The organism is Porphyrobacter sp. MBR-49 (assembly GCF_053628655.1).
Map to the genome: position 1 here is coordinate 16050 of NZ_JBRJGU010000006.1, position 13630 is coordinate 29679.

General features: G+C 61.0%; 15 protein-coding genes. 8 read left to right on the forward strand and 7 right to left on the reverse strand.

Annotated elements, in window-relative coordinates:
• The first annotated feature begins 3 nt into the window (after positions 1-3).
• From rpoD to ACSSV3_RS09455, 8 genes are all read left to right on the forward strand, one after another.
• Positions 4-2046 (forward strand): RNA polymerase sigma factor RpoD, encoded by a 2043-nt coding sequence (rpoD, locus tag ACSSV3_RS09420; protein WP_354324931.1) that lies wholly within the window; start codon positions 4-6, stop codon positions 2044-2046.
• Between the two features lie 115 nt (positions 2047-2161).
• Entirely contained in the window at positions 2162-2641 is a 480-nt protein-coding gene (locus ACSSV3_RS09425) for an RpiB/LacA/LacB family sugar-phosphate isomerase (RefSeq protein ID WP_354324930.1), read from the forward strand.
• Positions 2638-3960, forward strand: coding sequence for a serine hydroxymethyltransferase (gene glyA / locus ACSSV3_RS09430; RefSeq protein WP_354324928.1), 1323 nt, complete (start codon positions 2638-2640; stop codon positions 3958-3960). Before ACSSV3_RS09425 ends, glyA begins: the two co-directional genes overlap by 4 nt.
• Positions 3961-3973: 13 nt before the next feature.
• Positions 3974-4195 carry a hypothetical protein gene (locus ACSSV3_RS09435; RefSeq protein WP_354324927.1) on the forward strand — a complete coding sequence of 74 codons (222 nt, stop codon included), beginning with the start codon at positions 3974-3976 and terminating at the stop codon, positions 4193-4195.
• 8 nt (positions 4196-4203) lie between these two features.
• A complete protein-coding gene (nrdR, locus tag ACSSV3_RS09440) occupies positions 4204-4665 on the forward strand; it encodes a transcriptional regulator NrdR (protein ID WP_354324925.1) in 462 nt (153 codons plus the stop codon).
• 1 nt (position 4666) lies between these two features.
• Entirely contained in the window at positions 4667-5431 is a 765-nt protein-coding gene (locus ACSSV3_RS09445) for an RNA methyltransferase (RefSeq protein ID WP_354324923.1), read from the forward strand.
• 174 nt (positions 5432-5605) lie between these two features.
• Positions 5606-6220 carry a 30S ribosomal protein S4 gene (gene rpsD / locus ACSSV3_RS09450; RefSeq protein ID WP_354324921.1) on the forward strand — a complete coding sequence of 205 codons (615 nt, stop codon included), beginning with the start codon at positions 5606-5608 and terminating at the stop codon, positions 6218-6220.
• Between the two features lie 275 nt (positions 6221-6495).
• A complete protein-coding gene (locus ACSSV3_RS09455) occupies positions 6496-6741 on the forward strand; it encodes a hypothetical protein (protein WP_354324920.1) in 246 nt (81 codons plus the stop codon).
• Positions 6742-6785: 44 nt separating this feature from the next.
• Here the strand turns inward: ACSSV3_RS09455 and ACSSV3_RS09460 are convergent, their stop codons facing one another.
• The 7 genes from ACSSV3_RS09460 to coaD form a co-directional block, all read right to left on the reverse strand.
• On the reverse strand, positions 6786-7097 hold the full coding sequence (locus ACSSV3_RS09460) for a chorismate mutase (RefSeq protein ID WP_354324919.1): 312 nt from the start codon (positions 7095-7097) through the stop codon (positions 6786-6788).
• Positions 7098-7150: 53 nt separating this feature from the next.
• Positions 7151-9175, reverse strand: a complete 2025-nt coding sequence (locus ACSSV3_RS09465; RefSeq protein ID WP_354324918.1) for an alpha/beta hydrolase family protein — start codon at positions 9173-9175, stop codon at positions 7151-7153.
• A 50-nt stretch (positions 9176-9225) separates the two neighbouring features.
• A complete protein-coding gene (tgt, locus tag ACSSV3_RS09470; RefSeq protein WP_354324917.1) occupies positions 9226-10362 on the reverse strand; it encodes a tRNA guanosine(34) transglycosylase Tgt in 1137 nt (378 codons plus the stop codon).
• Positions 10363-10480: 118 nt separating this feature from the next.
• Positions 10481-11008, reverse strand: a complete 528-nt coding sequence (locus ACSSV3_RS09475; RefSeq protein WP_354324915.1) for an outer membrane beta-barrel protein — start codon at positions 11006-11008, stop codon at positions 10481-10483.
• 113 nt (positions 11009-11121) lie between these two features.
• Positions 11122-12186, reverse strand: a complete 1065-nt coding sequence (gene queA, locus ACSSV3_RS09480) for a tRNA preQ1(34) S-adenosylmethionine ribosyltransferase-isomerase QueA (RefSeq protein WP_354324914.1) — start codon at positions 12184-12186, stop codon at positions 11122-11124.
• Positions 12187-12287: 101 nt separating this feature from the next.
• Entirely contained in the window at positions 12288-13022 is a 735-nt protein-coding gene (locus tag ACSSV3_RS09485; RefSeq protein WP_354324912.1) for a peptidylprolyl isomerase, read from the reverse strand.
• Positions 13023-13115: 93 nt separating this feature from the next.
• The gene (gene coaD / locus ACSSV3_RS09490) at positions 13116-13628 is read right to left on the reverse strand and encodes a pantetheine-phosphate adenylyltransferase (RefSeq protein WP_354324911.1); all 513 of its coding nucleotides are present in this window, start codon (positions 13626-13628) and stop codon (positions 13116-13118) included.
• Positions 13629-13630: the final 2 nt, after the last annotated feature.

Genomic DNA, 13630 nt, shown 5'->3' on the forward strand with positions numbered 1-13630 from the left:
AATATGGCCGAAAAAGAAGACGCCCCGCTGATCGATCTCAACGAGGCTTCGATCAAGAAGTTGATCAGCAAGGCAAAAAAGCGCGGCTATGTCACCTATGACGAGCTGAACGAGGCGCTGCCATCGGGCGAGATGAGCCCCGATCAGATCGAGGATGTCCAGACCGCGCTCAGCGAAATGGGCGTGCAGATCGTCGAAAATGACGAGGATGCCGAAGCTGAATCCGATGGCGAGGAGTCTGAGGTCAAAGGTATCGCCGATGACGATAATGATGACGACGACGACGATGATGACAGCGACAAAAAGGGCCCGAGCAAAGACGCGCGGGCGGGCAACAAAAAGCTCGTAACCGGCGAACGCACCGATGATCCGGTGCGGATGTATCTGCGCGAAATGGGCGCGGTTGAACTGCTCAGCCGCGAGGGCGAAATCGCCATCGCCAAGCGGATCGAGGCCGGGCGCGACATGATGATCATGGGCCTGTGCGAAAGCCCGATCACCTTTCACGCCATCATCCAGTGGTCAGAAGCGCTGAACAATGGCGATATGCAACTGCGCGAAATCCTTGATCTGGACGCGATGCTGTCCAAGGAACCGCCCGCCGACAAATTGGCCGAGGGCGCCGAAGATGATGACGACGACGGCGAAATCTCCGAAGCCACCGCCGGCCCGACCATCCGTGAGGACGACGAGGTAGAGGACGAGCCCGAAGCATCCGACGATGATGACGAGGACGGCGAAGGTAGGCCCAAACGCGAAGAGGAAGAGGAGGAAGACAACACCCTCTCCCTCGCGCAGATGGAAGCCGCGCTGAAGCCCGAAGCGCTTGAAACCTTTGCCCGCATCACCAAGCTGTTCAAGGATTTTGAAAAGCTCCAGCGCGACCGGGTCGAAACTCTGGCGGAGGGCGATGATTTCCCGAAAGCCAAGGAAAAGAAATACGAAACCTTGCGCGAAGACCTCACCGCCGAGGTTGAAAGCGTGCAGTTCCACGCGACCAAGATCGAATTTCTGGTCGACAATCTCTATGCCTTCAACCGCCGCCTGACCACGCTGGGCGGGCAGATGCTGCGTCTGGCCGAACGTCACAAGGTCAAGCGTATCGACTTTCTCAACGCCTATGTCGGCAACGAGATGGACGATGGCTGGATCAAGGAACGCGCCAAGAAGGACAAGAAATGGGCCGCCTTTGCCGAGCGCGAAGACGCCGCGATTGAACGCATCCGCGCCGAAATCTCCGATATCGCCGCACAGACCGGGATGAGCCTCACCGAGTTTCGCCGCATCGTCAACATGGTGCAGAAAGGCGAGCGTGAGGCGCGCATCGCCAAGAAGGAAATGGTCGAGGCAAACCTGCGTCTGGTGATTTCGATCGCCAAGAAATACACCAACCGCGGCCTGCAATTCCTTGATCTTATTCAGGAAGGCAATATTGGACTGATGAAGGCGGTCGACAAGTTCGAATACCGCCGGGGTTACAAGTTCAGCACTTACGCGACGTGGTGGATCCGGCAGGCGATCACCCGCAGCATCGCCGATCAGGCCCGCACCATCCGCATTCCGGTGCACATGATCGAAACGATCAACAAACTGGTGCGCACAAGCCGCCAGTTCCTGCACGAAGAAGGCCGCGAGCCGACGCCTGAGGAAATGGCCGCGCGTCTTTCCATGCCGCTGGAAAAAGTGCGCAAGGTGATGAAGATCGCCAAGGAGCCGATCAGCCTTGAAACGCCGATTGGCGACGAGGAGGATTCGCACCTCGGCGATTTCATCGAGGACAAGAACGCGATCATCCCGGTCGATGCCGCGATTCAGGCGAACCTCAAGGAAACCGTCACCCGCGTGCTGGCGTCCCTCACCCCGCGCGAAGAACGCGTGCTGCGGATGCGGTTCGGGATAGGGATGAACACCGATCACACGCTCGAAGAAGTCGGCCAGCAATTCAGCGTGACCCGCGAACGTATCCGCCAGATTGAGGCGAAAGCGCTGAGGAAGCTCAAACACCCGAGCCGCAGCCGCAAGATGCGGTCGTTCTTGGATCAGTAATAATGAAACGCCCCGCTTCGGCGGGGTTTTTCATGTCTCGCACACATCAGCGATTTCGTCGAAAAGCCGCCCCCTAGGGGTGGAGAATCGCTGTCTCAGCGCCTATGTGCCTTGCATGCGTATCGCCATAGCCTCTGACCACGCCGCCATTGAGCTCAAGACCGAGCTTGTCGAATGGCTCATCGAAGACGGGCACGAGGTCGCTGACCTTGGCCCCGAACCGGGGGTCAGCGTCGATTACCCCGATTACGGCTACCGCCTCGCGGAAGTTATCGCCGAAGGGGCGGCGGAATTCGGCGTTGCCTTATGCGGCAGCGGGATCGGCATTTCGATCAGCGTCAATCGCCATCCGCAGGTGCGCTGCGCTCTGGTATCAGAGCCGCTCTCAGCCGCCCTTGCCCGCGAACATAATGATGCCAATTGCATCGCATTAGGCGCGCGGCTGATCGGGAGCGAGATGGCCAAATCCTGCGTCGCCACCTTCCTCGACACCGAATTTGCCGATGCAGGCGACCCTGCCGGACGCCATCAGCGCCGCGTCGGCAAGCTTGGCAAGCCCCCGTTCCTGCCCGATCATATCGAGACCCATCAATGAGCACTGCCCCTGCTGATTTTGCCGCCCGCACGACGACCCTCATGGACGGGTTCTGGCACAATGATCTTGCCACCGCCGATCCGGAAATCGCCGCTGCGGTTGCCAAGGAGCTCGCCCGGCAGCGCGACAAGATCGAACTGATCGCGTCGGAAAACATCGCAAGCCGCGCGGTGCTTGAGGCAGCGGGCAGCGTGTTCACCAACAAATATGCCGAGGGCTATCCGGGTAAACGCTATTACGGCGGCTGCGACTATGCCGATGTGGTCGAAACGCTGGCAATTGACCGCGCCAAGCAATTATTCGGCTGCAATTTTGCCAATGTGCAACCGAACAGCGGCTCGCAGATGAATCAGGCGGTGTTCCTCGCGCTGCTCAATCCCGGCGATACCTTCATGGGACTGGATCTCAACTCTGGCGGACACCTGACCCACGGTTCGCCGGTCAATATGAGCGGCAAGTGGTTCAACCCGGTTTCTTACGGCGTGCGTCAGGATGACGAGCGGATCGACATGGAAGCGGTTGCCGCCACCGCGCGCGAGCACAAGCCGAAGCTGATTATCTGCGGCGGCACGGCCTATTCGCGCACCTGGGATTTCCCCGCCTTCCGCGCGATTGCGGATGAAGTGGGCGCGGTGCTGCTGTGCGATATGAGCCATATCTCCGGGCTGGTTGCAGGCGGCGCGCATCCATCGCCCTTCCCGCATTGCGACATCGTTACTTCGACGACGCATAAATCCCTGCGCGGCCCGCGTTCGGGGATCATTCTGTGGAATGACGAAAAATACACCAAGCCATTGAACATGGCGGTGTTCCCCGGCCTGCAAGGCGGCCCGTTGATGCACATCGTCGCGGCCAAGGCGGTGGCATTCCGCGAGGCTTTGCAGCCCGAATTCAAAACCTACGCCCACCGCGTGGTCGAAAACGCCCGCGCGCTGGCGGCCAGTCTTGAAGACAACGGGTTGAGGATCGTGTCGGGCGGCACCGATAACCATTCGATGCTGGTCGATCTCACCGCAAAAGACGTGACCGGCAAGGATGCTGAAAAGGGCCTCGACAGGGCGTGGCTCACCTGCAACAAGAACGGCATCCCGTTCGACACCCGATCACCCTTCGTCACCAGCGGCATCCGGCTCGGCACTCCGGCAGGCACCACCCGCGGTTTTGGCCCGGGAGAGTTTCGGACCATTGGCAAGTTAATCGCCGAAGTGGTTGATGGACTCGCCAAAAACGGCCCCGAAGGCGATGCGCAGATCGAACAAAGCGTGCGCCAGCGGGTCAGCACACTGTGCGCCGCCTTCCCCGTCTATCCCGGCCTGTGAGAGGGCACCGACCATGAACGAGTCTGATCCCCGCAAGACCCCCGATTGGGTCGAAGATGCCAAGGCTGAAATCTCTGGCATGGCTAAGGAAGGCGTTCACCATCCTTCGACCAAGCCGGTGCTGACCGGCGCGGCGATCGGCGCTGTCGCCGGGATGATCCTGCCGGTGGTGTCGTGGCCGTTGGGACTTGCTGTTGGCGCAGGCTTTGCCTTCTACCAGCGGATCAAGAAGTAACCATCTGAATGCGCTGCCCCTTTTGTGCCCATGATGATAGTCAGGTCAAGGACAGCCGCCCGACCGAGGATAACGCCTCGATCCGGCGGCGGCGGCAGTGTTCGTCTTGCGGGGCGCGCTTCACCACCTTTGAACGGGTGCAACTGCGCGAGGTGGTGGTGGTCAAATCCGGAGACCGCCGTGAACCGTTTGACCGGTCGAAACTGGAACATTCGGTCGCGCTTGCCTGTCGTAAGCGCGGGATTGAACAGGAACGGCTCGATCAGCTGATTTCAGGCATTCAGCGGCAGGTTGAAACCTCGGGTGAGGCGGAAGTGCCATCGGCGCATATTGGCGAGCTGGTAATGGAAGGCCTGCGCCAGATCGATTCGGTCGCCTATATCCGCTTTGCCAGCGTCTACCGCGATTTCTCCGAAGCGCGCGATTTCGAGGAATTCGCCAGCACGGTGCAGGACGCGGCGAGGGACTGACGTGCCAAAAACTGACAGGACTGGCAGCCTCAACACCCCGGTGATCGTGCTCGTGCGCCCGCAATTGGGCGAAAATATCGGCAAGGCGGCGCGCGCGATGCTCAATTTCGGGCTGACAGAGCTGCGGCTGGTGACTCCGCGCGATGGCTGGCCCAATCCTTCGGCTGGCCCGGCTGCTGCGGGGGCGGACATCGTTCTGGAACAGGCCAGGGTCTATACCACCACTGCCGAGGCCGTCGCCGATTGCGCCCATGTCCACGCCACCACGGTGCGCAAACGCGGCGTGACCAAACCGGTGATCGGCCCCGATGAGGCCGGGCGGCAGGTGCACGCGCTGGCCGGACGCCACGCGATTTTGTTCGGGCCGGAACGGTCGGGGCTGGAAACCGAAGACGTGGCGCTGGCCCGCAATATCATCACGGTGCCGATCAATCCCGAATTTGCCTCCCTCAATCTGGCGCAGGCGGTGATTCTGGTGGCCTATGAATGGTCGCGGATGGGGCGCGAACTGGCGGGCGCGGATGCGGCGCTGGTGCAGCCCACGGTCGAAGATGTGCTGCCCCCCGCCCCGCAGGAAGAACTTGACGGGCTGATCGCGCATTTTGAGGAATTGCTTGAACCGCGCGGTTACTTCCTGCCCCGAGGCCGCGCGGAAACGACCCACCGCACCTTGCGCGGGATGCTGACGAAACCGGGCTGGAACCATCTGGAAGTGCGCACCTTGCGCGGCATCCTCACCACGCTGAGCCGCACCCGGCGGGACTGATTGCACCCGCGACAAGGCTTGACCTTGCGCCCCATCCTGCTATGCGCGCGCCTTCGCAATTGGCCCTGCACCCCGGTGAAGCAGTGGCCGCGTCAGGCATCTCGGTCTGGCGGTGCGATGCCGGGTTGAACGCTCACCAATGGGGTGGGCCAGCAAAATTGAAGGATACGACTTATGTCGAAGCGCAAAAGCGCCAAGTATAAACTTGACCGTCGGATGGGCGAAAACATCTGGGGTCGCCCCAATTCTCCGGTGAACAAGCGTGCCTACGGCCCCGGCCAGCATGGTCAGCGGCGCAAGGGCAAAATGAGCGATTTCGGTCTGCAGCTGCGCGCCAAGCAGAAGCTGAAAGGCTATTACGGCGACGTCACCGAAAAGCAGTTCAAGCGCACCTATTTCGAAGCGTCGCGGATGAAGGGCGATACCAGTCAGAACCTGATTGGCCTGCTCGAACAGCGGCTCGACATGGTGGTGTACCGCGCCAAGTTTGCACCGACGATCTTCTCAGCGCGTCAAGTTGTAAGCCACGGACACATTTATGTGAACGGTGTGAAGTGCAACATCGCCTCGCGCCGCGTATTGGTGGGCGACGTCATCAGCCTCGGCAGCAAGGCCAAGGAAATGGCGCTGGTGATCGAAGCGCAAAGCCTGGCTGAACGCGACGTTCCCGATTACGTCATGCCCGATGGCACGGACAAGGTGACTTTCACCCGCGTGCCCAAGCTCGACGAAGTGCCTTACCCGGTGACGATGGAACCGAACCTGGTGGTCGAATTCTACTCGCGCTGATCCGCAGACTTCACGCCAATCGCTTTGCATGGGGCGGCCCTTTGGGGCCGCCCTTTCGCGTTTGGGGAGCGCTTGATACTGATGTCAACACGGGCCTTGAGCATTTCCAGCGCTTGATGCGTCAGTATCTCAGCGCGCTGGTAAAATGGGCGCTGGTTGCCCGCGCTCTGTTTGCATGTTAGCGGACGCAACAAAGGAGACATTAGTTGCGTAATTTTCACGCCCTATCGGCGACCCTGATTCTGCTTGCGTCCGCAACGGCTTTAACCCCCGGTTTGGCCCAATCCGACGGAAGTCAGGAGAATGATTCGAAATCTTCCAGCGAGCCATCCAAGGTGGAGGCCGAGGCGAAGGACGATGAAATGGTGTGCCGCAAAATCGCGTTAACCGGAACGCGGGTGGGGCAGCGGGTCTGCCGGACCAGAGCGCAGTGGGATGCCGTGGCAAAAGCCGCTCGTGAAAGCGCCAACACGCTGAAGGATGCCGGCGGGGTCAATACCACTCCTTCGCCCGGCAATTAATCCGCGCGCTTCGCGGCATTCTCTGACCCTAGGGTCAGGATCTATTAACCCCTGATCCGGTCCCATTCGGCCAATTCATAGGCGATCGAGCCTTCGACAAGCCGTTCCCAGATGTCCGCGATCACGTCACCGGGCAGCCCGCGTGCTTCACCCTCGGCCACGGCGGCGGCGATGACGCTGGCCTTGCGCGCTTCATCCCTCACCGCATCGCGGCTGTCCTTGATCCGGGCGGCGGCGCGCATGTAGCCAAACCGGGTCGCCAACAACGCCACCAATTCACGGTCAAGCGCATCAACCCCAGCGCGCACTTCGATCATGGTGGTGTAGTCTTCAGGGCTTACGCAGGTTTCGTTCATCGCATAGGCCCTAAGCGGTGCAGACCGGATTTGTCGAGTGCCTTCCGGCACATTCAACCGCCGCGGCCAAGCGCCTCATCAAGAAAGCGGCCAATCGTGGCAAGCATGTCGGTGCGGGCCTTGCTGTCGCCAAGTCCGTGCTGGAGATCCTCGTATTCGTGATAGATGACCGGCCGGCCCGCATCCTTCAGCGCTTTTTCCATCGCCTGTGAGTGCCGCACATCAACATTGAGATCGCGGGTGCCGTGGAACAGCGCCACGGGAGCCGCGAATTTTTCGGCATGGCGGAGCGGGCTGCCCGCAGCGACATGCGGCCCCTCCCCGATAAAATCGCTCACCAGGCGGGAACTGGTATAATGGCGGGCGTCGTTCTGGAGGTAGGCCAGATCAGTCACCGGCGCGATAGCCACCACCGCCTTGAACAGTGAGGGATCGAGCACCTGTGACTGTAGTGCGGCATAGCCACCATACGACCATCCGGCGATGGCCAGTTGATCGGGCGCGGCAATGCCTTCGCTGACCAGCCAGCGCCCGGCGTCATTGACATCGCCGATTGCAACATCCCACGCTTTGAAACCGTTGCGTCCGTACCAGTCCTCGCCATAACCTGACGATCCCCGGTAATTGGGCTGGAGCACGGCATAACCGCGCGCGGTGAAGAACTGTACCAGCCAATCAAACCCCCATTCGTCGCGCGCCGCAGGGCCGCCATGCGGCATGACAATGGCGGGCAGGTTCTTGCCATCAGACCCCGGCGGCAGGGTAAGATAGGCCGGGATCTGCGTTCCGTCCGCCGCCGGATAGGTCACCGGCTGCATCCGGCCCATCTTGCGGTCAGCAAGGTCGCCGCGCACCGACAGGATGGGTTCGAGCGTGCGCTTGCCCTTGTCGAACAGGTAAACCATGCCCGGTTGCGTGTCGCTTGAAGCGATCAGCAGCAATTGCTGTTCGTCGCTGCTCGCGCCAACGATGTTGATGATCGGCTGATCGGGCAATGCCTTGCCAAGGTCGGCTGCCAGCTTGGCGAGTTCCGGGCTGAAATAAGTAATCTGACGCTTTTCGGTGGCGAAGCTCGCCCCCACCACCCGGCGCTGACGTCCGATGCGGATCAGCGCGTCAACATCGACATCATCGCGCGCCATCAGCAGCTTGCCCTGCCCGCTGCCATCGAGCGCAAATTCGGCGATGGCATTATAGCCATTGTTGCCGACGAAGCCGATCGCGACGTTGCGACTGCTGTCGACCGACAGCGGCGAGAACCACGCGACGCCCTTTCCCTCGATCGCAAGATTGTCGAACGCCTGCCAGCCACTGCTGCCCTGCGACCGATAGAAATAGTCATACTTGCCCGTCAGCCGCCCGTTTCCATCGTAGCGCGCGCGCACCTTGACCCGCACCTGACCAGTCTCGTCGGCAATATAGCGCTGCGCGGCGGGGTCGGGTCGTTCGCGCGTGCGGCGCTTGGCCGAGGTAACATCAACCAGATCAACGCCCAGCCCCGAATCGCGATTGGCAGTCCGCGTACCGGTGGAAAATTCCTCAACCGATTGGCGTGACATCAGAATTTGGCCCTGTTCGCCGCCGACATCGAGCGCGAGCACATCTCCGCCCTGCTGCACAAAGGCGAGCGCCGCGCGGGATTGCCGTTTGCTGAGTTCCCTGATTTCACCGCCATCGGCGTTGATTGCGAACAGCCGGTCAAAGGGAACCAGAATGCCGTCGCCACCTTTGGCCATGCCTGAAACCAGGCAGACAAGGCGGGTGTCGCTGGCCCATTCGCACTGTTCGAGATCGCCGATCTTCTCGGAATTGACAACAATCTGCCTGACCTGCGCATCGCCTTCCAGGTCAATGACGTTCAGCAGCTCGATGTGTTCCGGCCCGGCGGCGACAAAGGCAATTTTGGTCCCTGACGGCGAAAGCGAAATATCGAGCACGGTTTCGCGCGCGCCGAACAGGGCGGCAACCGCATCCACATCACTACCCTGTGCCGTTGCCGGGGCTAGAGCACCTGCGATACCGCCAAGAACCAAAGCTACGCTAATCGCCAGTCTGCTGGCCCTGCGTTGTATCCTCATGATGATGCCCCCTTATTCGCGGGGCGAGGCTAACCGATCCTGCGCGTGGTTCAACCCTCTTGGCGCAAGTAATCGCGGAGGAATCTTCTGGAGAAGCTGGCAAATCGCCTTTCGGAAATCGCATCGCGCATGGCCTGCATCAAGGCCTGATAGAAGCTGAGATTATGCTCCGTCACCAACATTGCACCCAGCATTTCGCCAGACTTGACGAGGTGGTGGATATAGGCGCGCGTATAGGTGGCGCAGACCGGACAGGTGCAGGACACGTCCAGCGGCGCGGTATCCTCGGCGAACCGCGCATTGCGCAGGTTCATCGGGCCATTCCAGGTGAACGCCTGCCCGTTGCGGCCTGACCGGGTGGGCAGCACGCAATCGAACATATCGATCCCGCGCTCCACCGCGCCGACCAGATCATCGGGCTTGCCCACCCCCATCAGGTAACGCGGGCGGTCGGCGGGGAGCATATCGGGCGCATAGTCGAGCACGCCGAACATCGCCTCCTGCCCCTCCCCCACGGCCAGCCCGCCGACGGCATAGCCATCGAAGCCAATGTCGGTGAGTGCATCGGCGCTTTCCCGCCGCAAGTCTTGATGCAGCGCGCCCTGCTGTATCCCGAACAGCGCGGCGCGGGCGGCGTGTTCCCCTCCGCTGTCAAACCCGTCACGGCTGCGTTTGGCCCAGCGCATCGACAATTCCATCGACGCAGCTATTTCATCGCGCGAACGATCAGCGCGTGGGCATTCGTCAAACGCCATGACGATATCGGAACCCAGCAACCGCTGGATCTCCATCGAACGTTCGGGGGTGAGCATATGCTTTGACCCGTCAAGGTGGCTGCGAAACTCCACCCCCTGTTCGGTCAGCTTGCGCAATTCTGACAGGCTCATCACCTGATAGCCGCCGCTATCGGTCAGGATCGGGCGCGGCCAGTTCATGAAGCGGTGCAGGCCGCCAAGCCGCGCCACGCGTTCTGCACCGGGGCGCAACATCAGGTGATAGGTATTGCCAAGGATAATGTCGGCACCGGTCGCGCGCACGGCTTCGGGCTTCATCGCCTTGACCGTGGCTGCCGTGCCGACCGGCATGAATGCAGGCGTACGGATTTCGCCGCGCTGCATCGTGATGGTGCCGGTGCGGGCCTTGCCGTCGACGGCGTGCAGGGTGAAGGAAAAACGGGGGGAAGTCATCGCGCTCGCGCGCTAGCGCCGCGACAGCGGATTGTCACGCGTCGGCGCGCGGGCGCACGAAAATGGCAGGAGCAGCGTAGGTGCTGCTCCTGCCATAATTTGCCGAGCAGAAGCTGGCTCAGAAGGCGTAAAGCACGCCAATCGTCGCACGGGTGGAATCGAACGCGATGGTATCAACCCCGGCGCGGAACCGGATCGGGCTTTCCCCCAGACCGAATTCGACACCTGCACCGACGAGGTAATCGCCATCAGTATCATCGAGCCCGACCACTGCCGGAGTCACGAAATTGCTGAGGTCAAAGTCGACTTCCTGATAGCCGCCACGCACGAACAGCTTGGCATTGTCACCAACGCGCACACCTGCGCGAACGGCGGCACCATATTCGCTATCAATCGCACCATCGCCAATGTGGAAGTTACCTTCCGCGCCAACAAAGAACGTGTTGCCGACCGGGAAATCGACCCCGGCAATAACGCCGTAAATGCCGCCATCATCATCGGGCAGGCCGATACCAAGATCGTGAATACCCGCCGATGCGCCGATATAGACCTCGGGCTTGGCTTCGGAGTTGGACTGCGCGTGGGCAGCGGCCGGAAGGGTGATCGCGGTCAGCGCTACGAGCGCTGAGAATGCTATTTTAGTCATGTTTTTTCCTTTCATTGACCTGCCGAATGGGGGGAGCAGCAGGTGCCGCAACCCCTAGGAAAAACAGACTTTCTATCGGATGAACCGATAGGCAGGGCGCCGTTCAGTTTCGGCTATTGGCAACTTTCGCCAGCCCTGCCATCAGGCAGCAACAACGAGGAATCGCCGTAGGAATAAAAGCGATAATCACTGGCGATCGCGTAGGCATAGGCTGCCATCATCCGGTCACGCCCCATCAACGCACTCACCAGCATCATCAGGGTCGATTTGGGCAGGTGAAAATTGGTCATCAGCCCATCGACCGCGCGGAACCTGTAACCCGGCGTGATGAAAATGGCGGTGTCCCCCGCGAATGGCAGGATGGTGCCATCCTCCGCCGCCGCGCTTTCGAGCAACCGCAGTGAAGTTGTGCCGACGGCGATGATCCGGCCTCCGGCAGCGCGCGCTGCGTTCAATTGCTGCGCGGTAGCGGCGCTGATACGTCCGAATTCGGCGTGCATCTGGTGGTCTGCGGTATCATCGACTTTTACCGGCAGGAAAGTCCCGGCGCCGACGTGGAGGGTCAGCATTGCCCGGCCAATCCCGCGCGCATCCAGTGCATCGACCAGCCTTTGGGTGAAATGCAGCGATGCGGTGGGCGCGGCGACCGCGCCTTTTTCCGCCGCGAACATCGTCTGGTAATCGTCCCGATCCTGCTCATCGACCCCGCGCCGCGCCGCGATATAGGGCGGTAGCGGCATCGTGCCTGCGCGGTCGAGCAGCACTTCGACAGGCTCATCGCCTTCGAACAATAGCGTGATTGAGCCATCTGGGTGGCGCGCCTCCGCCCGCGCGGTAACACCGCCGCCGAACACCAATTGATCGCCCAGCTTCACCCGCTTGGCATTGCGGATGAACGCCTGCCAGCACCGCAGATCGATCCGCTTGTGCAAGGTCGCGCCGATCCTTGCCTCACCATCAGCGCGGCGGCCTTCGAGCTGCGCGGGGATCACGCGGGTGTCGTTGAACACCAGCACATCGCCGGGGTTCAGCAGATCGGGCAGATCGCTTACCCCGCGGTCTTCGAACGGGGCATCGTGTCCGCGCACCACCAACATCCGCGCGGCATCACGCGGACGCGCCGGGCGCAGGGCAATGCGATCCGTCGGCAGATCGAAATCGAACAGGTCAACTTTCATGGCACGCGCGCCTAGCGCATTCCCGCGCAGTCGGGAACCTTCGGCAGATCAGTGGTAAAACCGCATGAGGCCCCCGCCTTCGCGGGGGATCACGCATATCATCACCCGATTGGCGCACTCAGCATGTCAGCGGAAATCGGAGCCTCTTCCACCGGCGCGGGCGGCGGTGGCGGCGGGATGTTATCGCTTGCAATCGAAGCCTGCAAAATCCGCGTCGGATCAGCCGGTGGCTCGCCCCGATTGATCGCGTCAACCGCATCGATGTTCTCAATCACCCGGCCGAAATTGGTGTAGCGCTTATCAAGGCTGAAACGCGGGTAGAACACGATGAAAAACTGGCTATTGGCGCTGTCTTCATCAGCCGCACGGGCCATCGCCAATGATCCGCGCACATGCGGCATCGGGTTGAATTCGGCCTTAAGGTCAGGAAGCTCGCTGCCGCCCTGCCCCGTGCCCGTAGGGTCGCCGCCCTGTGCCATGAAGCCATCGATCACGCGGTGGAAGACGACTCCATCATAAAATCCGCGCCGCGTCAGTGTCTTGATCCGTTCGACATGGGCAGGTGCCCAGTCGGGCATCAGGCGGATTTTGACACGCTCACCATTCGACAGGTCGAGCACCCAGATGTTTTCCGGATCAACCGATGCGTCATAGTTGATCGGTTGATAGACGCGCGGGGCGGCAACAACTTCCTCACCGTCTTCATCGGTCTCTTTTACATCGTCATCCGGCGCGGCCGCGGAGTCCCCTTCAGGTTGCTCCTGCGCAAACGCCATATGCGGCGCGGCGAACAAAAGCAGGGCGGCAAATGCAGGTTTGAGCGTGGCTGTGATCATTGTTCCATCCGAATTAGGCCCGCCGTGTAGCCACGCCCGGCTGACGTTGCAATGAATGAAGGAATGAAGCGTGACTTTGGAGGCAGGCTGTCCTCAGTAATCGCCTTTCAACCCCAATTCGCGCACTCGTGCAGCAACTTCATCGCGCACCGGCGGACTGACAAACTTGCCAATATTGCCGCCATAATTCGCGATTTCCTTGACCAGTCTGCTGGCGATGGGTTGCAGGCTGACGTCTGCCATGAGGAAGATCGTCTCGATCCGATCATTAAGCTGCCGATTCATGCCCGTCAGCTGGTACTCGTATTCGAAGTCGGTCACCCCGCGAATACCGCGGATCACGACCGAGGCCCCCTGCGCCTCAGCGAAGTCCATCAACAGGGCGTTGAAGCCGACCACCGCGACATTGCCGATCCCGAGCGCGGCAACCTCGCGCTCGACCATCGCCATACGCTCGGCATCGGAGAACATCGGCGTCTTGGCGATGTTGGTCGTGACCCCGATAATCAGGTGATCAACCAGTTTCGCCCCGCGCCGGATGATATCGGCGTGGCCCAGCGTGATCGGATCGAAGGTTCCGGGGTAAATGCCAATGCGGCGTGTCATGG

Bases quoted from the DNA above. Each gene is read 5' to 3' on its own strand.
- rpoD (WP_354324931.1), top strand. From the start codon at position 4: ATGGCCGAAAAAGAAGACGCCCCGCTGATCGATCTCAACGAGGCTTCG.
- ACSSV3_RS09425 (WP_354324930.1), top strand. From the start codon at position 2,162: ATGCGTATCGCCATAGCCTCTGACCACGCCGCCATTGAGCTCAAGACC.
- glyA (WP_354324928.1), top strand. From the start codon at position 2,638: ATGAGCACTGCCCCTGCTGATTTTGCCGCCCGCACGACGACCCTCATG.
- ACSSV3_RS09435 (WP_354324927.1), top strand. From the start codon at position 3,974: ATGAACGAGTCTGATCCCCGCAAGACCCCCGATTGGGTCGAAGATGCC.
- nrdR (WP_354324925.1), top strand. From the start codon at position 4,204: ATGCGCTGCCCCTTTTGTGCCCATGATGATAGTCAGGTCAAGGACAGC.
- rpsD (WP_354324921.1), top strand. From the start codon at position 5,606: ATGTCGAAGCGCAAAAGCGCCAAGTATAAACTTGACCGTCGGATGGGC.
- ACSSV3_RS09460 (WP_354324919.1), bottom strand. From the start codon at position 7,097: ATGAACGAAACCTGCGTAAGCCCTGAAGACTACACCACCATGATCGAA.
- ACSSV3_RS09465 (WP_354324918.1), bottom strand. From the start codon at position 9,175: ATGAGGATACAACGCAGGGCCAGCAGACTGGCGATTAGCGTAGCTTTG.
- tgt (WP_354324917.1), bottom strand. From the start codon at position 10,362: ATGACTTCCCCCCGTTTTTCCTTCACCCTGCACGCCGTCGACGGCAAG.
- ACSSV3_RS09475 (WP_354324915.1), bottom strand. From the start codon at position 11,008: ATGACTAAAATAGCATTCTCAGCGCTCGTAGCGCTGACCGCGATCACC.
- queA (WP_354324914.1), bottom strand. From the start codon at position 12,186: ATGAAAGTTGACCTGTTCGATTTCGATCTGCCGACGGATCGCATTGCC.
- ACSSV3_RS09485 (WP_354324912.1), bottom strand. From the start codon at position 13,022: ATGATCACAGCCACGCTCAAACCTGCATTTGCCGCCCTGCTTTTGTTC.
- coaD (WP_354324911.1), bottom strand. From the start codon at position 13,628: ATGACACGCCGCATTGGCATTTACCCCGGAACCTTCGATCCGATCACG.